The following is a 20,932-nucleotide window of genomic DNA, read 5'->3' on the forward strand; positions in this document are numbered from 1 at the left end:
GTCTAAACGTGACTGAGAACACCGCAACCGAACAGAAAGACGAGGCGGAACCCATATCGGGTGTTGGTGCTACATTGCGTTCCGTGGCCGAGGACTTGCGCAACGGTTCTTCGCAAGAACAAGTTTTGGGGAAAGTCGTTGACAGCCTTGCTGATGCGTCCGACGCATTACGAGACAAAGATATGAGCGATGCTATTCAGGGTGCTGATACTTTTGCACGTCGCAACCCGTTGATTTTCCTAGGTGCTGCGGCACTTGTTGGGTTCGCCGCAACGCGATTGGTGAAAGTAGCATCAGTTGAAGAAGATCGGCAGCCTCTCACCGACGCGCCATCGGAAAAGGACATCGTATGAGTAAAGAAGAAGACGCTTCTGCTGAGCAACTCTTTAGCGAAACCACTCAAAGCCTCGCTGTGTTGATCCGCGCTGAGCTCGCGTTGCTGCAATCAGCACTCTCGGTCAGCCTGAACCGTATTTTTCTGGCGATAGGCATCATTATATGTGCGGCCATTATCGTACTCGTGGCTCTCAACGTGTTGGCCACAGTAGCTGTAGCCGCACTCACGGCTATGGGTTTGCAGCCGGTTTCGGCCGGAATGGCTGTCGGTCTAGGCCTATTAGTGCTGGCTCTGATATTGGTCAAACTCAGTTTGTATTTGCTCAGACGTGCCTACCGTAGCGCAGTAAAACCCGCACAAAACCTTGGGCGCGATGCTCAAGCTATAAAGGCCGCCTATAATGAGCATTAATACACGCTCTTCAGAAGATATTGAGCGCGACATCGACGACAAGCGCGCTGTAGTAGCTGACAACATCAAGCAACTCAAAGCATCGCTGAGCTTAGGTGCTTTCGCCCAACTCGCTGGGAAAGTTGGCCTGCAATATGCTGGTAGCATTGGCGCATCGACCCTCAAACAAGCTCAAAAAAACCCACTCCCAGTAGCGACCATTGGGGCAGGCATCGCATGGTTAATATTTTCAAACTCAAAGACACACGCTGATTTAGAAACACCAGCTGGATCTGAGTCTGATCCTGCCCCTGCCCCGGAAAGTGACCGTTCCTTTGTCAGCCAAACTTCGACAGAAGATGTTCAATCGACAGACAAAACCGATGGGTCAGAGAATGGCGCCTTGAACGAATTCTTTGAGCACCATCCCTTTGTCGTAGGAGCGCTCGCACTGGCGGCAGGTGCAGCGCTTGCAAGCACAATACCCCGTTCAAAGACCGAAGATGAACTTGTAATGTCAGCTCAGGATCTGATGCAGGCAGAAAAAGAGAAACTTGCGAGTGTTGCTCAGCGGCTGAAGGACGAAGCGGCTGCAATCATTGCTGAAACGAAGGCGGACTTGGATAGTGGTGCGCCAAAAGACCAAACGGCGGCCGATGCAATTGGTACATTGGCAAAGGGTGCAACAGATCGGATGATGTCCGCCGCCGTCACTGCAGCCAAGGATGTGAAACTAGGCGAACGCTAAGACGCTGCTTGATCAGGCTCGGTTTTGGCAGTCCCATGGAAGGTAATCACTGCGCTGATTGGATAGTGATCAGAACCAAATTCTTCTAACCTTCCAAATGATACTAATCCAATGCCGGACGTTAGATAAAGCTGATCAATTGGTACGCCAAGAAGTGGGTATTGCGCGTGGAATGTTGAGAACATGCCACGTCCCACGCGAGGTTCCAGAAAACCGCCGTAGCGCTTGAAGCGCTGGCTGGTCCAGGACCACGCCACGTCGTTGAAGTCACCCATACTAACTGTTGGCCAGTCGGCATTACCTGTTAGCTTGGCCGCCTCCTTGATTTGCTGATCTCGCAAGATCGTATCGTTGCCTGGGACAGGTGGTCTCGGGTGAAGCCCAATAAAATTAAAACCTGTACCATCAGGGCCAAGCAATTCGGCACGCACGGTCGGTGTGTTGTCTTCGGACAGAAAAACAACTTCGGCGCTTGGTGCGGTCAGGCGCGTTGCAAAAATCAAGCCATAATAATTGTCCAACGGGTAGGTCAATACTGTGGGGTAACGGTCAAGACACCTTTGGATCGCCTCCAACCACTCCTGATCTGTTTCCATAAGAAACAGAACGTCGGGATCTTCACGATCAATGATCTGGACCAAGTCGGCTTTACGGGTATTTTCCATCAACACATTGGCGGAAAAAAGCTTTATCTTACTATCGTCGGGCACATCATCAGCTATTTCGACTTCCGTGTTCGCAAAGCGCGTATATGGGAAAATCCGGGTCGCTTGATAGACCGCACATGCGACCAGCCCAGCTATAAGAACGGCTTTGAACCCAATTGGGATGAAAACAACCAAAAGCAAACAGGCAACCGCTAAGACAGCTATATGAAGTCGAGGGAATTCCCATGCGCGCACCCACCAGCGGACGCTATGTGTGAGCGGCAGCAAAGTCCCAACAAAGACAGTAATAGCTGAGACCCAAGCCAATAAGGTAAGGAAGACAATCATGATCTGGTATATCCTTACCTTGTTTCGTGTTTAGTAGCCCACCCTTACGGGCTTTGCACATCCGCGGACCTCATGCTCCCAAAGGCCCAATCATGAACCACTCGCCAAGACAAGTTTGGCTAGGCGAGCAGCTGCACCTCCATTGTCCACAGATGACCCTTGCCGAAGTTTATAGCAGCCATAGCGTCAGGCCGGTTGCAATTGCTGCAATCGTCAACACGGCAGCCAGCGCCGTCATCTTTTGGTGAGATTGGGCTTCGACATCGTGATCGTTCATCCGACGTTGCGCTTGGCGGCTCTTAACCGCAGCGGACCAGAAAATCGAAATGGCGACAATTATGAATACTTCTGCCACTCCTTTCGCAAGAAGAGGGTATTCAGTGTCTTTGAAAACGGCTTTCATCCCAAGCGCCAAGCCAATGCAAGCCATCCCCGTTCGCATCCAACCCGCAAAGGTTCGCTCGTTCGCCAAAAGAGTTCTGTCTTCCGCCCAAGCAGTCCTTGTTGCGGCCATATCGTTGGAAGAAGGATCATCGGGCATGTCGGTATTTGGCATTTTCTCTCTCGATCAGAGGTGAAGTGGCTTTGGGTCTGGAGCAACCGCGACGCGAATAACACTGAAACTTCGCGCCTATGCTTGAAGCGCAGCAACCTCATTTCTGAGCTTTTTAGTCATGCGATGTACGTCTTGATTGTCCGTCTCCAAAATCAACCTGTTCAACAGTCCATCCAGGTGTTTGCAGACCATCGGATCTGACTTAATGTATGGTAAGGCTGCAGTGATGCTAGCATTGAGCAGTGCTTCGAATTCAAGACTGGGGTATGTCACTCTGCTCTGATGGCGAGGCGCGAGCCCTCCCTTATGGTTTGCCGCCGTTATGAGGCCGACATATAGCCAGTTGAGACAGTTGACCGCCGTGTACGGATCATTCACCCCAGGTGAGAGCGCACGGGCAATCATCTCTACCAACTGTTCTACAATGAAAAGCAGATTTTGTTGCTCTGTTGGAATATGCCCAAGTGCAAAGCAATTGCGGATGTCATTTTCGACGTCTTCAGAAAGGTCGCTTTCTGTCCACACATTCAAAATCGGCGAGTATGTGGTCACAAAGCTTCCCGAGGCGAGCAAAAGTTCAAAGTAAAGGTTACTTTCAGTCGCCAATTCGACGAGCCTTTTGCGATCCCAAGTTTGCAAGAAGCCATCGGCTTTGAGGAAGATTTGATGCTCTGCTGGTCGTTCAGGGAGACTGTCGACCTCTTGATCAACCTCCTGCTTCTCCGTCTCAATGAGGCACTCAATAGCGCTCCTCAATCGCCCTCCCAACTTCGCCGAAATGTTCGATACGTTGATAATCTCTGGAATGTGATGGACGTAGAAGATCATCGTTAAAACCGACACACCCGTTAGTCCGAGTGCGACCAGCATCGATAAATGTGGAACAAACGCGTCGTTCGCGCCTTCTGGTCCATACGGACTCTGGACCGCGCGGAGTATTAACAGCGTGTAGACAAAGGTGGCGATCAAAATGCCGAGGCTCCATTGATTACCGCGGTCACGCATGAAGTTCCCAATCAATCTCGGGCCAAAGTTCCCTGATGCAAAGGATACTGCGACGATGGTCATCGAGAACATGACGCCTGTCACGCCTATGACTGATTGTGAAATCAGCGCGAGCGTTGATCTTGCACCTTCGACTTGGGTCGTGCGCCAGGCGTCGGTTAGCAGAAATTCGTTGTGGTCCAGGTACTGTACGACCTGAGCCAGAACGACGGCTAGAATGGCTAAAATTGTGGGTAGGAACCAGTAACTTGCCCGGATGTCCTGCAGCCATTTCATCAGAAGTGCGCGTTTGCCCAATTTCGTACCTGCATAAAATTTGGCAAACCCTACATTTAGCCGACAAAGTAGGGCTGCTCAGTGGTCATAATTGACGGCCTCATGCATTGCATGTCGCTTTTCTGAGCTAAAGTCCAACACCTCTGCACCTCCTCAGTCCGCTCCGGCAGAGACTGGCACGGGCCCTTTGAAGGTCAAGGTCCTGTAGGGGAATGGGATCTCTATACCGGCGTCATCCAACGCTCGCTTCACTTTGGAGACGACTTCGTCCCGCGACTTGCGCACCTCTAACGGGCTCGATCCAGTCCACCATGTCACTTCGAAATTAATAGACGACGACGCGAACTCTTGGGCGAATACTTGGACTGGCTTTTCGCCGCCGGACACCGTTTCACAACGTTCAACGGCGTTCGATATAACAGTTCTCGCCGCGTCAACGTCAACATCATATGCCACCCCGCAGATCACGGTAACACGACGCAAATCTTTGTCCGTGCGGATGGTCACCGGGTTCTTGAACAGGATAGAATTGGGGACGATGACCAACTGGCCGTCCGTCTGACTGATATGGCTCTCGCGAATGGCAATATGAGTAACTTCGCCCTCAATACCTTCGCATTCGATATGGTCGCCGATCCGCATCTCGCGGCGAAACAAGATAATGATGCCGGCCAAGAAATTCTCGAAAACGTCCTTGAACGCAAAGCCGATGGCGACAGAGCCAATGCCAAGGCCCGCCAACATGCTCGACGGCGTAAGCCCCGGAAACAAGATGACCGCAGCAATCATAATGCCAACGACCCAAACCAATATGGAGATGAGCAAGGAAAAAAGTTCTTTGAGGCTCCTGCGCAGGTTCGTTCTTTTCAATACGCGGTGCACAATCATGTCGGCGAACTTATTCAAAAGCGAAGTAAGAACGATGACGACCACAGCCACTAGCAGCTGAGGGAGCAACTCGATTGAAGCGCGCGCTATGCTGTTGAGCTGCTCAAACAGTATTTTCAAGGGTTCCAAACTTATACCTTTCGCCGGATTGATCGGTCTGCCATGCTGGCATCGCTTTAATTTTATCCCCCCAATGCAGCAGGCCTGAAACCAAGAACGCACACAAAAACTTAGGTTTGCTAACAGACTCTGCAAAGGTTGGGGTTAATCTATGACATAGCCAGAGTTAAATGGCGTCCTGCCAAAGGCAACGCAAGACGCCAGTCAAAAATGACAAGCGCCATTAAAAGCGCAACTGATTGAAATCATGTTCGGCGGGCTCAAGGATTGGCGGCGCGTAGCGGCCCGCGATGACCGATGCCCCAAAGTGTTCCTCTCGGCCATCGCCCTCGCTGTTCTCGTAATCCATTTGTTATAAAATCTGGCCCCCATTGGAATAATCGTCGAGTATCAGAAAACTGCCATTTGGTTGGATGCCTTGATCGGCGCTTTTGTCCGCGCTCCCGCCGTAACCTGGCAAAGAAATGCCGCGCGTTGAACGAACGTCAGCAATGTGGGCTGCGACTGCAGCATTCCAACAGTGAGTTCAACGGCGGCTTCGGGCCGATTCGTATTGGTTGAGCGATACCTCTTCAGTGTCCATAAGGGGTTCGACCAACGGACGGCTTGCAGGCGATGAGGACTGCCCGAAAACAACTATAAATGCTGTCTCACATAGGTGGTACGATAAAATTTGCAATTGAGGGGCCTTATTCGTACACTTCGACTATGAAAAACACCCTCATTGGATATGCGCGTTGTTCTACCGACAAGCAGGATTTATCGGCGCAGAAGCTGGCGCTCACCAATCTCGGGGTCGCCGAAGACCTGATCTACACCGACCACGGGTTAACCGGCACCAATCGTGATCGTCCCGGATTGGATCAAGCTATCGCGGCCGTCCGAGAAGGCGACACGCTTGTTGTGCCAAAGCTCGACCGCCTTGCACGTTCGGTTCCCGACGCTCGCAAGATCGCAGACCAACTTGAAGCGAAACGCGTGAAACTTGCACTTGGAGCGTCGGTGTACGACCCCAGTGATCCGATGGGTAAAATGTTTTTCAACATCCTAGCTACCTTTGCCGAATTCGAGTCCGACCTAATCCGAATGCGCACTCGCGAAGGTATGGCCATCGCCCGTGCCAAGGGGAAGTTGCGCGGTAAACAGCCCAAACTTTCTGATAGGCAACAAAAAGAACTTTGCCGTATGCACGGGACCAGCGACTATTCGATAAGCGATTTGGCAGAGTTGTTTTCTGTGTCTCGGCCGACGGTCTATCGAACCTTGAATAGGCATCGGCCCTGCCAATAGTCGCATTGGGATCAAAGATATAAGATGAAAATGGCAAAAGACAGTGATGTTATAGTAGATGAGGCGCGCAACCTTCGCGCGGCCGCAGCACGTAATGCACATCATTCCACCCGCCTCGCAGGCGGTCAAATCGGTGAGTACGCACAGGCATTGACAGATTGCTGGGTTGAGGGGCTGATTTCGGCAGAGGACGTAACTACCATGCTTAAAAAACATCATGGAGTTGATTGATACTGACATCGGGTCGGCCCCGTTTGCACTAAATCTCCCCTTCGTCATGATGGACCCAAATTGTCAGCGTACGGGACAAGCCGACGTTAAAAACCGCCACTCGAAGGTCTGCTGGGCGGGACTAAGCTACCTTTCGCTACAAACGAAACGATGGCCGGTTTGTCCACGAGGGCGCGCCCAAGTGTTGGACGCGCCCGACGTTTCATCAACTGTTTTGAGAGATGTTAGGCCAATGCAGCAGTTGTAGAATTTGAGATTGCCTTTGCCCCTTTGTTATACCCCAGCACCGGGTGCGCATTGATCCATTCACGTGCAATCAGTTCGTCAACAATAAATCGCGCCGCATCGGTAAAGTGGATCTGGAAGTTACCTCGATCCAGCTTGCCTTCTTGAGCGAGGAACGGCTTGGATGGGCCTTTGCGAAGATACGTCAGACGCACACTAGTCCATTCAAGGTCTTGGCTTTCCTCCAAGATCGTCTCCATCCGCGCCATATCCGTGTAGGTGTTGATCAACAGTCGGCGCAGCAGCTTGGTGTAGAAGCCAGGCGCTTTGTCATTGTCGACGGTTCCGCCAGAAGACAACACCATGATCCGCTTCACACCAGTGGCCCGCATGGCGGTCCGGATGGTGCGTGTGGCATCACTGTAAAGTGTTGTGAACTTCATTGCGGCCCCTACGCCGCCATGTCCGAGGGTCGATATAACAACGTCAGCGCCCCGCATGGCTGCGGCGAGTGTGTCCGCATCTGACAAATCGATTTTGGCAACTTCAACGCCCTTGATGTGGGACAGTGTTTCTGGGCGACGCACGGCCCCGACAACTTCGTGCCCTGCAGAAAGTGCTTGTGTGACGACCTCTTGGCCAGTTGTTCCATTTGCTCCGATTACTACGATACGCATGTTTTCTTCTCCTAAGGTTTGTTTGTTCGGGCTGATTGCCCGTCTTCTGAGAATGAATATGGATGACATATCCGAGACGATCCAATAATGAGATCATGGTACGCCATAAGGAATTCGTATGAGCAATCAAATCGATCTGAACCTGCTTGTCGTCTTTGATGCCGTCATGACAGAGCGCAACTTGCGCGAAGCAGGTGAAAAGCTGAACAAGTCCCAACCCGCCGTCAGTCAGGCAGTGGCACGTCTTCGAGATCTGACAGGGGATCGGTTGTTCGATCGGATTCCGACCGGAATTTCACCAACGCCCCGGGCCGAAGTGTTATGGGCGGAGGTTCGTGACCCGCTTGCGCAACTGCAACAGACACTGAGTACGTCAAAATTCGATCCAGCAAATATCACCGGCGAGATAGTATTTGGCCTCTCCGATGATAATCGCATTCTACATTGGCCACGCGTAGCGCAGGCGATTGTAGCTCAGGCGCCTCATGCAACGCTTAGAATGCTTGGAACCAACCATACGTCTGTCTGGAACCAATTGCGCAACGGCATTTTCGACGTAGCGTTGACCGTTGCAGGTCAACCGCCCGCTGGGATGGGCGCTCGGATTTTCAGCCAAGACGACTTTGTGTTGCTGCATCGCAAAGACCGCAAAGCCCCTGAGACGGCAAAAGCATATGCCGATTGTCGCCAGCTTGCCTTGGTATTCGACGAAGAACAGCCTGCCTATGCAGATGAGGCATTGGAGGCTGCCGGAGAGCAACGACATGTTGTCGCGCGGACCGCGCGTTTCGACGCTTTGCCTCCGATGGTGGCGGAGTTGGACTCTGTTGTCGCCTTGCCACGCGCCATAGCCATGCGGTTCGCCGAGACATACGGCCTGTCAACGTCCCCGCTGCCGCTCCCGTTCCCGCCCGCCATTCAAAAGATCTGCTGGAACCAGAAAACGCGAAACGATCCGCAAAACATGTGGCTTCGCGCTCTTGTAAGCGACGTTCTGACCGAAGCACATTCAATGAGATAGAAGGTTGAGCAGCCCTGCCCTAGTCTCAACAATCAAATATCGACACCATTGATTTCATTGAATGTCGAGTCTCAAAAACTAGGGAAAATCACAGGATTCACAAACGAAGTGCAAATTCTGTATCAAAACAGAATGTTGCATGGAGGATATTGAATGGGAACCCACTACTCTCACCTGAGCTTAGAAGAACGACGTAAGATCGCAAAGTGGCGTGAAGCCAAAATGTCCATGTCTGAGATTGCGGATCGTCTGGGCCGCGATGTCTCAACGATCTACCGAGACGTTCGACGCAACCACTATGATGACCGGGAACTGCCACAGCTAAACGGTTACTACGCTTTGAGCGCTCAGGACATGTATGAGCGCCGTCGTGCAGTTCATCGTAAAATGATCGTCCATCCAGAACTGAAGGCAGCCATTGAGGATCGGCTCAAGGCCGGCTGGTCGCCAGAACAGATCGCGGGACGGATGCGTCTTGAACGCCACCCGATCCGCGTTAGCCACGAGACGATCTATCGGTTCGCCTATTCCAAAGACGGTCGCGATGAGCAGTTCTATCGCCACCTGCCTGAACATCGCCGTCGCCGCAGGCCACGGGGTTACCGCAGGCACAACCGAACGCATATCTTCGATGTGCAAAGCCTTTCACACAGGCCCAAGAGCATCGCAGCGCGCGCTGAGTTCGGCCACTGGGAGTGCGATTTAATGATGTTCCGCAAAGAGCATGGAAAGGTGAACGTGACCTCTCTGGTCGAGCGCGTCAGCCGATACGCGGTCGTGATGCGCAATGAAGATCGCCAGTCCAAACCGATCATGGAAGCCCTGATCCAAGGCTTGGCTCCCCTGCCCGCCGATGCGCATCAATCAATCACCTTCGACCGAGGCACCGAGTTTTCGGCCTGGAAGCACCTCAAAGCTGGGATCGGTGCAGATGCTTGGTTCTGTGACCCGCAAGCGCCCTACCAGAAAGGCACTGTCGAGAACACGAACAACAGGTTGCGGAAGTATCTCCCCAGATCGACCGAACCGACGGCGCTGACAAATCGATATTTGAGGTCGATTTGCCATCGCCTCAATTCAACGCCGCGCAAGTGTTTGAATTACCGGACACCGGCGGAAGTCTTCGAGACCAAGCTGATGGAAATTCAGAACCGATTGGAATAGAACGACATATCAGGAACTGCACTTCAGCGTGAATTCACAGAGAACTACCGGGATTTCGGCCCGACCTTGGCCGCAGAGATGCTGGCCGAACATCACAGCTTCAATGTATCGCGTGAGACGCTGCGCAAGTGGATGCAGGAAGATGGCATATGGCTGTCTCGCAAGCAGGGTGTCGGACTGTTTGACGACCCAGAAGACAAGAACGAACAGTAGTCGAAAGAGGCCGACGCTTGTGAGGAATGTGATCACCCATCTCGTGGCGGGCGCGATGTGGTCAACTTGGGAAAGCAAACTGGTGACAGCGATGATATAACTGACCGTCAGTAATAGAATTGCGATATTGATCTTTTAATACGTGTTCATGGGTCAGCTTCCCAGAATGTGGTAAGCTCAGACGAGCAAACCAGCACCCCGGCTCTGCCCGTCTCCAAAGTCACGAAACCTGTGTCGCGTCGGACTGCATTAGCAGCGTAAGCCCGACGAGCAGCAACGCGGCGGAAGTCGCGGACGCTGCTGTGCGGATGGAGCTCCAGAAGGTCCAGCTCGGGACATACGACTGAAACCAGAAGTCGCGCGTCGCATCCGACGATACTTCCATGCCCGCCAGCGCTTCGTTCATTGGCACGTTGAAGAAGACAGCCACCCCGAAACAGTCGATCAGATAAAGAAGTGCGGCCATCAAAATCATTGTCCCGGCCGCGCCCTGGAAACTGACCCAGGCAAATATCGCTATCGCAATAGAAACGGCGGCCATGCCGAGGAAAAGCGTCATGAATATCCAGTGAAAGACTTCGCGGTTAATGGCCTGCATGGCTTCGACGACGCCACTACCATTTGTGATGGCCAGCGACCGCATGATGAAGTCGGAGAAAGCAAGGAACACGTCCGAGACAACGGCATAAGACCGAGGGCCGTGGCTATCACACGCCAGCGGAAGTCTTCGAAAGCAAACTAACGGAAACCCATAACCATCTGGAATAAAATACATACCGGAAATTGCGTCTCATCACTGTCAACGCAGCTTGGGAATATCGCCTACGCTCTCTCAGCGGATCGGATCGAACGCTACGAGGTATAATGCCAATCTGATGGCTGAGTGTTCTGGTGCATTGCCAAACTGACGGTCGAACAAATAGGACCTGTGATCTGTGTCCGATCGTATTTTAATGATTTAGCCGTCGCGTTCTCTGCGGGATCGCCGTCTCCCGCAGTTAGCGCTTCAATCCAACTTTCGGATATAGGTCCAAGTTGCCACATTGGAGTTCCGGGCGACCGAGAATGTCTCCGCATCGCCGATATATTCGAAGCCTGCATTGGTTAGCACCCTTGCACTGGCCGGGTTGTCCTGGAAGACCGATCCGAAGATTGTCCGACACGCTTGCGGATTGGCGGCGACCAGTGCTTCAACAGCGTTGGAGGCAAAGCCGTTATTCCACAATTGCGGTGCCACCCAATACCCGATCTCGGATTGGTCGCGGTCCATCCGTTCCAGACTGATCAGGCCAAGCACTTCGGACCCATTGTCAGAACTGTCAATCGCCCACACATCCTCAACCCGTTCGGATGCCAGCGCCCGGTCGATAAAGGCTTCCGTACTGCCGGGCGGCAAAGGATGCGGGATCGATGCAGTCGCACGCGCCACGCGTTCGTCAGAGGCATACAAGCTGATCGGTCCTGCATCGGCAGGTGTCAGAGGGCGCAGCACAAACCCGTCTGCGTCAACCAGCGGTTGAGTGATTTTGTCTTCAAAACTCATGATGTTCCTCCTCCGAACAACACAAACAACACACTTGCAACCGTCAGGCCGGCAAGCGTCCACATAAGATATCTTTCAAACCCGGTCCCAGCGACGGTGCGGGCAATTTGTTCACCGCCATAGGTCCAGATTGGATGTAATAAGACCTGACTAGCCAGTAAAATTGCCGCGATTGTGGCAGTGGCTTGAAATGTTGGTGTCGCAGGGGCGGTAAACGCGGTGAAACCTGTTATGACCATTGCCCAGGCCTTGGGGTTAAGCGGATGCACAATCAAACCCGCCCAAAAGCCGGGGGCTTTGGCTTCGCTATCCGTGTTCAACCGCATGTTTGCCACGCGCCAGGCCAGCCACAGGATATAGCCAGCCGAGACCCATTTCAGAGTTGCAAATAACCATGGCGTGCTGTCTGCCAGTTGCATCAGACCAAAGCCGATGGGCCAGATGATCAACTGTTTGCCCAACGCGACCCCCGCGACAAATGGCAATGCCGCGCGCAGGCCGTATCTTGCCCCGGTCACCAGCAACGCCATATTGGCAGGTCCCGGTGTGCTAACCTGAGACGCCGCGAAAATGGCGAATGATCCTATGGCAACGCTCATACCCGTTCCTCCCACGTTATGCGGGTCAGACCGACCCGTTGGAGTGTTACCTCCCGCCCCGTTGAGAGCGGCATCACTTTCACTCTTTCCGTCGGGGTAAAGCCAAGCTTTTCTAACACGCGTCGCGATCCGGTGTTGCCTTCAAGATATCCCGATGTCAGCGTGTTATTTGTTGTGTCTGCAAAATGCTGTGCCACCATCGCCTGACAGCCCTCAGTCGCAAAGCCCCTGCCCCAAGCCCGCGGGGTCAGCCAGTATCCCAAGTGATTGCGGATATCGATGACGCCGATAAATGCGCCGTGATGAACCACTTTAACAATCTGTGGGAATAACCCCTTAACGCGCCCGATGAACTCAGCCGCATCAGCAAAGCCATAGGGGTACGGCACATGGGTCAGCCAGCGGGCGACATTAAGATCACCCAACTCTTTTACCAATACATCTGCATCGGCCACCCCCAGAGGCGCCAAGACAAGCCGTTCTGTTACAATTTCTTGTGTCATTGTGACACTCCGGTTTTTCGAAAAGAGAGCAGAACATCCCCTGCCCTCTTGTATCTTATCTACGTGCTGCTTCCTTCGCAGCACGGCGCGCTTTGGCCTCGTATTTTGCTTTGGCTTTCAGCTTCCACGGCGCGTCACGTTCCCAGTCACCGGCCATGATCGAGCCGTAGGGCATAATCTCGTCAACCACATCTGCAAGCCCGTAATGCGCCATTTGCGCTCGCACGGTGTCAGCTGGTTTATAGGCTGATGGCAGCTCCGAGATGTCGATATTGCCCATGAAGAAGCGCGCGTCGATATGGGCAGTTTCCTCTGCGAAGATTTCCGCCTCTGACCGACCTGCCATTGCGCGTTTATGCGCCGAGCGCGAGAAGTTGCGCCCTGCCCCATGCGGTGCAAAGCCAAGGTTGCGCTTATTGGTCTGCCCACGGATCAACAGCACAGGCTGGCCCATGTTCAGTGGGACAATCTGTGTGCCATTTGTATCTGGCATAAACTCTGCATTTACCGGCGTTGCACCTTTGGCGTGGTAGAACATATCCCCCTTGCGGAAGACAAAGTTATGTTCGTTCCAGAATCGCTCCACCACGTCTGCGCCTGCAAAAACTGTGGCCGCTTGGTGTAGGCAATTGTGGTTAGCCTTCGTCCACTTGCGGATCAATTGCAGGGCATCCCAATAGGCCACGCCATCTTCCGTATCCGCCGGGATCCATGCATTTTGCTTCAAGACACCTTCGGACAGCCTCTTACGCCATGTCTCGGCCACGCGCATTCCAAGCTTATACAGCCCCGCCCCCGGCCCGCGAGAGCCGTGGTGGGTCACAAGACAGGTCGTCCCTTTGGCTTTAGAGACACCAACATAGGCAAAGTGGTTGCCGTCCCCCTGCGTGCCCATATGTTCCTGAGCCGCTTGCAAAATCTTTTTGTCGTTCAGGAATTGGTTTTCGCGAAACGCATCATACAGACCGGGTGACATCGTATAGCGCTGCCCATTCGGGCGTCCACCGGGACCAAAATGCGTGGCCTTATGCACCGCATCAAGCACCGTTTTCGGATCGCTATCGGCGAATTCCGTCACCATGACCGAACAACAGATATCAGCTGAATGCATACCGGGATGGATCGCATTTTCGGCGGCAACAACGCCGCCGACAGGGATCGTGCCCGCAGGCCCCGCAGGACAGGCATCGGGCATAACAGCACCGGCGCGGATCGTGGGCGTGCGCATAAGAATATCCATTGTGGCCTTCACGCTGGCCACGTTTTCAACTTCATCCTCGCTTTCGGCGTCAATGTTCAGCAGATAGCCCGGATTTTCCTGTAGCTTGATCCGCGGCGCTGGCCTGTTGGCCTCAACCCAGTCGCGCAAGGCCTGACCTTCCAGCCCTGCCTCGTTCACATATGCCAAAGCGGCGCCAAATTCACGCCCTTGCTCAAACCCCAGATCAATAAGATCCTTACCAGTAACAGTCATTTTTCTAGTCCATTTTTCCTCGTCATGATGGCGCCGCCTTGCAGCGGCATTTATATGACCGGACCCTGAAATTCTGATGACGACAAAAGAAAAGGGACCGGCCGTGAAAGCCGATCCCTGAAATTGTTAGCCTCTATGGGATGGGCTTATTCTGCGGCCTCCGCCTGTGGTAGGACGGAGACGAATGTGCGTCCCTTGAGGCCTTTGTGAAACTTCACATTGCCTTCGACGGTTGCAAATATCGTGTGGTCCCGGCCCATACCAACGCCTTCGCCTGGCCATTTGACCGTGCCGCGTTGGCGGACAATGATATTGCCGGGAATGACAGCCTCGCCGCCATATTTCTTAACACCCAAGCGACGGCCAGCGGAGTCGCGGCCGTTGCGGGATGAACCACCTGCTTTTTTATGTGCCATTCTGCGTCTCCTTAACCTTTAGCCAGTTCTTTGGCTTGTGCGATCCAATCTTCACGTTCGATACGGCCTTTGAACGATAACTTTTCATCCATTTCGGCCACATCGGCTTTGGTCCACTTAGCGATTTGCGCGAAGGTTGTCACGCCATTTTCGTGCAACTTCTTCTCAAGCGCCGGACCTACACCGGACAATTTCTTCAGATCGTCAGCCTCTGTTTTGGCGGCCGCCGCCTTCTTTGGGGCAGCTTTCTTCTCAGCTACAGGCTTAGCCTCTGACGTCTTTGCTTCTGCTTTCTTGGCAGGTTTAGCTTCTGCCTTCTTCGCAGGCTTGGGCTCGGCTTTCTTTGCAGCAGGCTTTTTGGGCTCGGCTTTCTTGGGGGCTGCGGCCTCAAGGGCTGCAACGGAAACACCGGCGCCACCAACAGCTGCTTTCACGCCTGATTTATCTGCACCCTTCTCAAGGATGTCAGTCACACGTAGCAAGGTCAGTTGCTGACGATGACCCTTTGTGCGCTTGGACCCGTGCTTGCGGCGCCGTTTGACGAAATGGATCGTTTTCTCGCCTTTGATCTGGTCGATCACCTCGGCTTGAACACCGGCATCGGCAACCATAGGGCTGCCAATTGTGCCACCGACCATCAGAATGTCATTGAATTGAACTTTTTCGCCGGCAGCGGCGTCCAGCTTTTCGACACGCAAAATATCGCCTGATGCGACTTTGTATTGCTTGCCGCCGGTTTTAAGAACCGCGAACATATCTCTATTCCTTTGTCTGCCGCGCCCTGTGGTCCCGTTTCCGGTGTTCTTGGCGTATCGCCACCTCGGACAGCGCGCCCCCGGATCGGAGCGTGTGTTTCATATATCTCACCCATACGGTAAGATGGCGGCTTATCAGGCAGAAAGCACCAGCCGTCAAGATAAAAACCCACATTAGCCAAAGACCGGCACCGCTTTTGCTTTGCACCTCGTCTGAATAGTCCTAAAATTGTGGATAATAAGCTGCTCGGCAAAGAACCGGGCCGCATCCAAACCTGTGGAGTAGTCTAAATGCGCTTTCGCACATCCCTTTTTGCCTTATGTCTTGCTGTTGCCATATCCCCCGCCCATGCAGGCAGTGTGGAGGTAGAGCGTCAACCTGATGGCAGCATGATCATGGGTGGCACTTTGTCAGACATGGGCCGAATTCGTAAAAATCTACTGGAAACGAAACCCCGCTATAAAAAGGCCATGACCGCAGCCTTTGTCACCTCCACAACCGATTACACAGAAGGCCATGTCATTGAAGGTCCGGTGACGATCTCTGTAACCCGCCCGAACGGGATCAATTCCGTCTATACCGTCAAATCAAAGGTTATCGCCTATGATGCGCTGACCAGCCTGAGTGAGGCGCGCGGAAAGTATACATTGACCGGAACAGTGCTGTTTGAGGATGGTAAGGAAAGCCTGCGTCTGAACTATGGAACGATATTGATCGACAGAAACTAAACGTCAGGTATCGTCGCCAACCATGAACTCCGCCATGGCTTTGCCCAGATCATAGCTCTGACCTGCAAACATCTTGTGAAATCCGGCAAACAGCGCCGCATTCAACTTCTGACCGGATTCAGTGGCCGAGATGTCGATGTAGTCCTGAATTTCCTCCGGTTCCAGCACGCTATAGGCCAAGGCCGAGAAATTCATCGACCAATCCTGCATTTCCTCGCGGATTTCGGGCTCTTGTTGCCAGACAGAGTCAAGCATGAAGCTTTCCGTCATCGTATCGCTGAAGTTCGGAGATGTCGCCATGCCTTTATAGAACGCCAGATTTGAATTCAGCGCCCCCGCAACATTGCTTTCGATCAGGTCATTAACCCGGATGAATTCTTCATAAAGCGCCAGGCGTTCCGGTTGATCATCGGCCAGCGCTTCGACTTTCTCGCGGACCTGATCTTCTATGGTCTCATCATCCAGCGCCTTGCGGGCATCCAGTTCGATCCGGATAATCTTACGGCCAAGATCGGATTCAAAAATGCCAGAGCCTCTTCCGATCCGGACAAATCGCCCATGGATTGCAGCCCTTCCCGGAAGGCATTGTCCATCTTGTCCATATCGTAAATTACCTCCAGACGCTTGGTCCAGGCAGGTGACGCACTGAACGCTCCATCGGTCAGCTTTTCACCAGATGCGATCCCTTCATCGCGAAGCACTTCAAACACCTCAGGCATATTGAGCGCTTCGTAATATCGATCCACCAGGGCCGAGCCACTGGCCAGCGCGGCCGTTGACAAGAAAGTGAAACTGGTAAGGGTCGCTGTGATCAAACGCATGGATATAGCCTGTATCTCGATTTATTTTCTATAAGATATGACGTCAGAGCGAACGCGACAATGGGACAAGACGCCTTTTCCCCTCACAAGAGCGTTTTCCGCCGAAAAACCTTACGTCTTTAGGCTTGCACGCTGTGATCATGGTCGCTAAACCCCGCCCACCTGATCACAATTCAGCCTTACGGAGAGGTGCCGGAGTGGTCGAACGGGGCGGTCTCGAAAACCGTTGAGCCTGCAAGGGTTCCCAGGGTTCGAATCCCTGTCTCTCCACCATTTTAAACAGTTTTGGGATGATGGTGGTGTTTTTACGCACCCTTAAATGCACTCAACGATTTTCCTAATTTACTTGCGTCACCTATCACCTCGGACGGAGAGCAGACTTTAATTGCATTCGCGAGGTGCTCGTCACTTAAGCGATGCCCGAATTGCAACTTCTGGAGACGTTCACAGCGGCAGTGAACCGCGAGAGATCCGTACCATTCGGACACCGCCCCCTCACGCCCCTTTCGGCTTAAAATTCCCTGCTTTTTCGGCCAGGTCTTTTGCAATCGCGAAGGCGCCCTTGATTTTGTCGGACTCTTTTGCCCAGTCGCGGCGCACGACGATTTTGTTGTCTTTCATTTTGGCCATGTTGCGGCTGTCTTGCAGGTATTCGACCAGACCTTCGGGGCGCGCGAACTTGTTGTTGTGGAATTCCACCGTAGCACCTTTGTCGCCGCCGTTCAGTTTGGCGATGCCAGCGCGTTTGCACATAGCCTTGATACGGATAACCAATAGCAGCGTGTTGACCTCTTTCGGCAGCGTGCCAAAGCGGTCGATCAGCTCGGCAGCGAAGCCTTCCAGCTCTACCTTCGTCGTCAGGTCTGACAGACGGCGGTAGAGCCCCAGTCGCACATCCAGATCAGGCACGTAATCCTCGGGGATCAGCACGGGCACGCCCAGATTGATCACCGGCGACCATTGGTCATCTGCCTCAGGCACGCCCTCGATCTCGCCCGAACGGATTTTGGCAATCGCTTCTTCCAGCATGGATTGGTACAGTTCATAGCCGACTTCACGCACATTGCCCGATTGCTCTTCGCCCAAAACATTGCCAGCGCCCCTGATATCAAGATCTTGCGAGGCGATGTTAAAGCCCGCCCCAAGACTGTCGATGCTGCCCAGAACCCGCAAGCGTTTCTCGGCCGTGGGGGTAAGCTTGGCCCGTGGCTTGGTGGTTAAATAGGCATAGGCGCGTGTCTTGGAACGGCCCACCCTGCCCCGGATCTGGTATAGCTGCGACAGCCCGAACATATCGGCGCGGTGGATAATCATCGTATTGGCCGTCGGAATGTCGATACCGGATTCCACGATGGTTGTTGCCAGCAGCACGTCGTATTTCCCGTCATAAAAGCCGTTCATCCGGTCATCCAGCGTGCCGGGTGCCATCTGACCATGGGCCACGATGTAGCTGACCTCCGGCACTTGGGTTTTTAAAAACTCCTCGATTTCCGGCAAATCACTGACGCGCGGGACCACATAGAAGCTTTGTCCGCCGCGGTAGTGTTCGCGCAGCAGCGCCTCGCGCAGGGTCACGGCGTCGAATTCCGAGACATAGGTGCGGATCGCAAGCCGGTCCACAGGGGGCGTGCCGATGATACTTAACTCGCGCACACCGGACAGGCTAAGCTGCAAGGTCCGCGGGATCGGCGTGGCAGACAGGGTCAACACGTGAATGTCCGAGCGCATCTGCTTGAGCCGTTCCTTATGCTGCACGCCAAAATGCTGTTCCTCATCCACAACCAGCAGGCCAAGGTTTTTGAATTTCACCTGCTTTGACAAAAGCGCGTGCGTGCCGATGATAATATCCACTGTGCCGTCGGATGCCCCTGCCCGCGTCAGCGCGGCATCCTTGGCTGAGACAAAGCGCGACAATTGCCGCACCCGGATCGGAAAGCCACGAAAACGGTCCTGAAAGCTTTTGCTGTGCTGGCGCGACAATAGCGTCGTCGGGGCAACAACGGCCACCTGCAATCCGCTGGCCGCAGCGACAAAAGCCGCACGCATTGCAACCTCGGTTTTGCCAAACCCCACATCACCCACGACCAACCGGTCCATTGGACGCCCTGCGGCCAGATCTTCCAGCACGGCCTCGATCGCGGTAAGCTGGTCATCGGTTTCTTCATAGGGAAAGCGCGCGCAGAAGGCATCCCACATATCTGCCGGGGCCTCCAGCACGGGGGCACGGCGCAATTCCCGCTCGGCGGCGATGCGGATCAAACGATCTGCCATATCGCGGATACGCTGCTTCAGCCGTGCCTTCTTGGCCTGCCACGCCCCACCGCCCAGCTTGTCAAGCAGCCCTTCCTCATGCCCGTAGCGGCTGAGGAGTTCGATATTTTCAACCGGGATATACAGCCGATCACCGCCTGCATATTCCAGCAGCAAGCAGGCATGCGGCGCGCCCGCAGCTGTCACCGTTTCGATACCGATATAGCGCCCGATACCGTGATCCACATGGACCACCAGATCGCCAGCGGACAGGCTTTGTGCTTCGGTCAGAAAATTCTTGGCCCGGCGCTTTTTGCGGGGTGCACGGATCAACCGGTCGCCCAGAACGTCCTGTTCCGAGATTACGGCCAGCCCCGGCGCGGTAAAGCCTTGATCCAACCCCCAGACCATCTGATACACACCGCCCGCCCCGTCCGGCACATCGCGCATATCCTTGGCAGTTTTCGTATCGTGCAGGTCTTGGTCTTCCAACAAACCCTTCAACCGTTCCCGCGCGCCGTCCGAAAAACTGGCCACCACGACCTGACGATCTTTGCGCAGAGTCTTGATATGATCCGCCAGAGCGCCAAACAGATTGAGCTGCTCTGATTGTCGCTCAGGCGCGAAATCGCGCCCGATACGCCCGCCTGCATCAATCACCCCCGGCCCAGTCGCTTGCGGCAGCGGGCTCAGGTGCAACACACGCCGCCCGCTTAGGGCGTCATCAAACGCGGCCTCATCCAAATACAGTAGCTGCGGCGGGACAGGCTTATAAACCGTATCAAGCCGGTTCTTCGCGCCCATAGCCTCGCGGCGGTTATCATATTGATCAACGATCCCGTCCCACCGCGAAAGACGTGCAGGTGTCGTCTGGTCATCAAGAAAAACAGGCGCATCTGGTAGATAATCAAACAGAGTTTCCAGCCGCTCTTGGAAAAAAGGCAGCCAATGTTCCATCCCCTGATGCTTGCGCCCGGCACTGACCGCCTCATAAAGCGGATCGTCCGTTCCCGCCGCGCCAAATTCAATACGGTAATTCTGACGAAATCGCGTAATCGCGGCCTCATCCAGAATGATTTCCGATACCGGGGCAAGGTCCACCACATCAAGTTTCTGCGTGGTCCGTTGGGTGGCCGGGTCAAACCTGCGGGCCGCGTCTAGAACATCACCAAAGAGATCAAACCGCACGGGTCCTGTTTCGCCCGGTGGGTAGATATCGATGATCCCGCCACGTATCGCGTAATCGCCGGGCTCCATAACAGTCGGGCTTTGCGAAAACCCCATGCGCACAAGGAATGTGCGCAGCTCGGCCTCATTGATTTGATGGCCAACGCGGGCGGTAAAAGTGGCCTCTTGCAGTATCGCGCGTTCAGGCACCCTTTGGGTTGCCGCGGCCAGCGTTGTCAGCAAGATGAAATTGCCCGGCACCCCATGGGTCAGAGCTGCCAGTGTTGCAACCCTTGCTGCGGCCACATCCGGGTTTGGCGACACGCGGTCATATGGCAAACAATCCCAGGCTGGAAAGCCGAGCACCGGAATGTCTGGCGCGAACATATTTAAAGCCGCCTGCATCGCCGCAAGTCGCTTGTCATCCCGTGCCACATGGATCACCGGAGACGCGCGTGCCGCAAGCTCTTGCACGATCAATCGGGCGTCAAACCCTTCGGGCGCACCGCTTACGGTCAGAATAGTGGAATTCGTCATGG

The 20,932-nt window shown here is 54.0% G+C and carries 23 protein-coding genes, 1 tRNA gene and 2 pseudogenes; 11 read left to right on the forward strand and 15 right to left on the reverse strand.

What is annotated here, in order from left to right:
- The first annotated feature begins 8 nt into the window (after window positions 1–8).
- The 3 genes from ACZ1HF_RS04010 to ACZ1HF_RS04020 are packed head-to-tail and all read left to right on the forward strand — an operon-like array spanning window position 9 to window position 1,475.
- The gene (locus ACZ1HF_RS04010; RefSeq protein ID WP_472656288.1) at window positions 9–353 is read left to right on the forward strand and encodes a hypothetical protein; all 345 of its coding nucleotides are present in this window, start codon (window positions 9–11) and stop codon (window positions 351–353) included.
- On the forward strand, window positions 350–748 hold the full coding sequence (locus ACZ1HF_RS04015) for a phage holin family protein (RefSeq protein WP_472656289.1): 399 nt from the start codon (window positions 350–352) through the stop codon (window positions 746–748). Before ACZ1HF_RS04010 ends, ACZ1HF_RS04015 begins: the two co-directional genes overlap by 4 nt.
- Window positions 738–1,475, forward strand: coding sequence for a hypothetical protein (locus ACZ1HF_RS04020; protein ID WP_472656290.1), 738 nt, complete (start codon window positions 738–740; stop codon window positions 1,473–1,475). The genes ACZ1HF_RS04015 and ACZ1HF_RS04020 overlap by 11 nt, the downstream gene beginning before the upstream one ends.
- Here ACZ1HF_RS04020 and ACZ1HF_RS04025 read toward each other — a convergent pair.
- From ACZ1HF_RS04025 to ACZ1HF_RS04040, 4 genes are all read right to left on the reverse strand, one after another.
- Entirely contained in the window at window positions 1,472–2,470 is a 999-nt protein-coding gene (locus ACZ1HF_RS04025) for an endonuclease/exonuclease/phosphatase family protein (RefSeq protein ID WP_472656291.1), read from the reverse strand. The genes ACZ1HF_RS04020 and ACZ1HF_RS04025 overlap by 4 nt on opposite strands.
- A 169-nt stretch (window positions 2,471–2,639) precedes the next feature.
- A complete protein-coding gene (locus ACZ1HF_RS04030) occupies window positions 2,640–3,026 on the reverse strand; it encodes a YidH family protein (RefSeq protein ID WP_472656292.1) in 387 nt (128 codons plus the stop codon).
- Between the two features lie 75 nt (window positions 3,027–3,101).
- Window positions 3,102–4,328: a DUF2254 domain-containing protein gene (locus tag ACZ1HF_RS04035; RefSeq protein WP_472656293.1), complete on the reverse strand. Its 1,227-nt coding sequence runs from the start codon at window positions 4,326–4,328 to the stop codon at window positions 3,102–3,104.
- Between the two features lie 132 nt (window positions 4,329–4,460).
- Window positions 4,461–5,324 carry a mechanosensitive ion channel family protein gene (locus ACZ1HF_RS04040; protein ID WP_472656294.1) on the reverse strand — a complete coding sequence of 288 codons (864 nt, stop codon included), beginning with the start codon at window positions 5,322–5,324 and terminating at the stop codon, window positions 4,461–4,463.
- A 182-nt stretch (window positions 5,325–5,506) separates the two neighbouring features.
- Here ACZ1HF_RS04040 and ACZ1HF_RS04045 point away from each other — a divergent pair.
- From ACZ1HF_RS04045 to ACZ1HF_RS04055, 3 genes and pseudogenes are all read left to right on the forward strand, one after another.
- Window positions 5,507–5,673: pseudogene (locus ACZ1HF_RS04045) on the forward strand (IS5/IS1182 family transposase); the annotation flags it as partial.
- Window positions 5,674–6,023: 350 nt separating this feature from the next.
- Window positions 6,024–6,605: a recombinase family protein gene (locus ACZ1HF_RS04050; RefSeq protein WP_472656295.1), complete on the forward strand. Its 582-nt coding sequence runs from the start codon at window positions 6,024–6,026 to the stop codon at window positions 6,603–6,605.
- Window positions 6,606–6,629: 24 nt separating this feature from the next.
- Window positions 6,630–6,836: an antitoxin VbhA family protein gene (locus tag ACZ1HF_RS04055; protein ID WP_472656296.1), complete on the forward strand. Its 207-nt coding sequence runs from the start codon at window positions 6,630–6,632 to the stop codon at window positions 6,834–6,836.
- A gap of 224 nt (window positions 6,837–7,060) precedes the next feature.
- Here ACZ1HF_RS04055 and ACZ1HF_RS04060 read toward each other — a convergent pair whose 3' ends face one another.
- Window positions 7,061–7,738, reverse strand: coding sequence for an NAD(P)-dependent oxidoreductase (locus ACZ1HF_RS04060; RefSeq protein ID WP_472656297.1), 678 nt, complete (start codon window positions 7,736–7,738; stop codon window positions 7,061–7,063).
- 118 nt (window positions 7,739–7,856) lie between these two features.
- Here ACZ1HF_RS04060 and ACZ1HF_RS04065 point away from each other — a divergent pair, with 118 nt between their 5' ends.
- The 3 genes and pseudogenes from ACZ1HF_RS04065 to ACZ1HF_RS04075 form a co-directional block, all read left to right on the forward strand.
- Window positions 7,857–8,759 carry a LysR family transcriptional regulator gene (locus ACZ1HF_RS04065; RefSeq protein ID WP_472656298.1) on the forward strand — a complete coding sequence of 301 codons (903 nt, stop codon included), beginning with the start codon at window positions 7,857–7,859 and terminating at the stop codon, window positions 8,757–8,759.
- A gap of 153 nt (window positions 8,760–8,912) precedes the next feature.
- Window positions 8,913–9,923, forward strand: a complete 1,011-nt coding sequence (locus tag ACZ1HF_RS04070; RefSeq protein WP_472656299.1) for an IS30 family transposase — start codon at window positions 8,913–8,915, stop codon at window positions 9,921–9,923.
- A gap of 39 nt (window positions 9,924–9,962) precedes the next feature.
- A pseudogene (locus tag ACZ1HF_RS04075) lies at window positions 9,963–10,091 on the forward strand (ISNCY-like element ISTde1 family transposase); the annotation flags it as partial.
- A gap of 265 nt (window positions 10,092–10,356) precedes the next feature.
- Here ACZ1HF_RS04075 and ACZ1HF_RS04080 read toward each other — a convergent pair.
- The 7 genes from ACZ1HF_RS04080 to ACZ1HF_RS04110 all read right to left on the reverse strand — a co-directional run bounded on the left by ACZ1HF_RS04080 (window position 10,357) and on the right by ACZ1HF_RS04110 (window position 15,426).
- Window positions 10,357–10,911: an anthrone oxygenase family protein gene (locus ACZ1HF_RS04080; RefSeq protein ID WP_472656300.1), complete on the reverse strand. Its 555-nt coding sequence runs from the start codon at window positions 10,909–10,911 to the stop codon at window positions 10,357–10,359.
- A 231-nt stretch (window positions 10,912–11,142) separates the two neighbouring features.
- The gene (locus ACZ1HF_RS04085; RefSeq protein ID WP_472656301.1) at window positions 11,143–11,679 is read right to left on the reverse strand and encodes a GNAT family N-acetyltransferase; all 537 of its coding nucleotides are present in this window, start codon (window positions 11,677–11,679) and stop codon (window positions 11,143–11,145) included.
- Complete coding sequence (locus ACZ1HF_RS04090; RefSeq protein WP_472656302.1) at window positions 11,676–12,278, reverse strand: LysE family translocator; 603 nt, start codon at window positions 12,276–12,278, stop codon at window positions 11,676–11,678. Before ACZ1HF_RS04090 ends, ACZ1HF_RS04085 begins: the two co-directional genes overlap by 4 nt.
- On the reverse strand, window positions 12,275–12,781 hold the full coding sequence (locus ACZ1HF_RS04095; protein WP_472656303.1) for a GNAT family N-acetyltransferase: 507 nt from the start codon (window positions 12,779–12,781) through the stop codon (window positions 12,275–12,277). The genes ACZ1HF_RS04090 and ACZ1HF_RS04095 overlap by 4 nt, the downstream gene beginning before the upstream one ends.
- 55 nt (window positions 12,782–12,836) lie before the next feature.
- Window positions 12,837–14,255: an RtcB family protein gene (locus tag ACZ1HF_RS04100; RefSeq protein WP_472656304.1), complete on the reverse strand. Its 1,419-nt coding sequence runs from the start codon at window positions 14,253–14,255 to the stop codon at window positions 12,837–12,839.
- A 146-nt stretch (window positions 14,256–14,401) separates the two neighbouring features.
- Window positions 14,402–14,671: a 50S ribosomal protein L27 gene (gene rpmA / locus ACZ1HF_RS04105; RefSeq protein ID WP_472656305.1), complete on the reverse strand. Its 270-nt coding sequence runs from the start codon at window positions 14,669–14,671 to the stop codon at window positions 14,402–14,404.
- Window positions 14,672–14,682: 11 nt separating this feature from the next.
- Window positions 14,683–15,426, reverse strand: a complete 744-nt coding sequence (locus ACZ1HF_RS04110) for a 50S ribosomal protein L21 (RefSeq protein ID WP_472656306.1) — start codon at window positions 15,424–15,426, stop codon at window positions 14,683–14,685.
- Window positions 15,427–15,717: 291 nt separating this feature from the next.
- Here ACZ1HF_RS04110 and ACZ1HF_RS04115 point away from each other — a divergent pair, with 291 nt between their 5' ends.
- Window positions 15,718–16,155, forward strand: coding sequence for a hypothetical protein (locus ACZ1HF_RS04115; protein ID WP_472656307.1), 438 nt, complete (start codon window positions 15,718–15,720; stop codon window positions 16,153–16,155).
- 3 nt (window positions 16,156–16,158) lie between these two features.
- Here the strand turns inward: ACZ1HF_RS04115 and ACZ1HF_RS04120 are convergent, their stop codons facing one another.
- Window positions 16,159–16,410, reverse strand: coding sequence for a hypothetical protein (locus ACZ1HF_RS04120; protein WP_472656308.1), 252 nt, complete (start codon window positions 16,408–16,410; stop codon window positions 16,159–16,161).
- A gap of 191 nt (window positions 16,411–16,601) precedes the next feature.
- A complete protein-coding gene (locus tag ACZ1HF_RS04125; protein WP_472656309.1) occupies window positions 16,602–16,976 on the reverse strand; it encodes a hypothetical protein in 375 nt (124 codons plus the stop codon).
- A 183-nt stretch (window positions 16,977–17,159) separates the two neighbouring features.
- Between ACZ1HF_RS04125 and ACZ1HF_RS04130 the strand changes: the two genes are divergently transcribed.
- Window positions 17,160–17,249 (forward strand) — tRNA-Ser (locus tag ACZ1HF_RS04130).
- 222 nt (window positions 17,250–17,471) lie between these two features.
- Here ACZ1HF_RS04130 and mfd read toward each other — a convergent pair.
- Window positions 17,472–20,930 carry a transcription-repair coupling factor gene (gene mfd, locus ACZ1HF_RS04135; RefSeq protein ID WP_472656310.1) on the reverse strand — a complete coding sequence of 1,153 codons (3,459 nt, stop codon included), beginning with the start codon at window positions 20,928–20,930 and terminating at the stop codon, window positions 17,472–17,474.
- Window positions 20,931–20,932 lie beyond the last annotated feature (2 nt).

Source organism: Litoreibacter sp. GN1-5 (assembly GCF_055693805.1).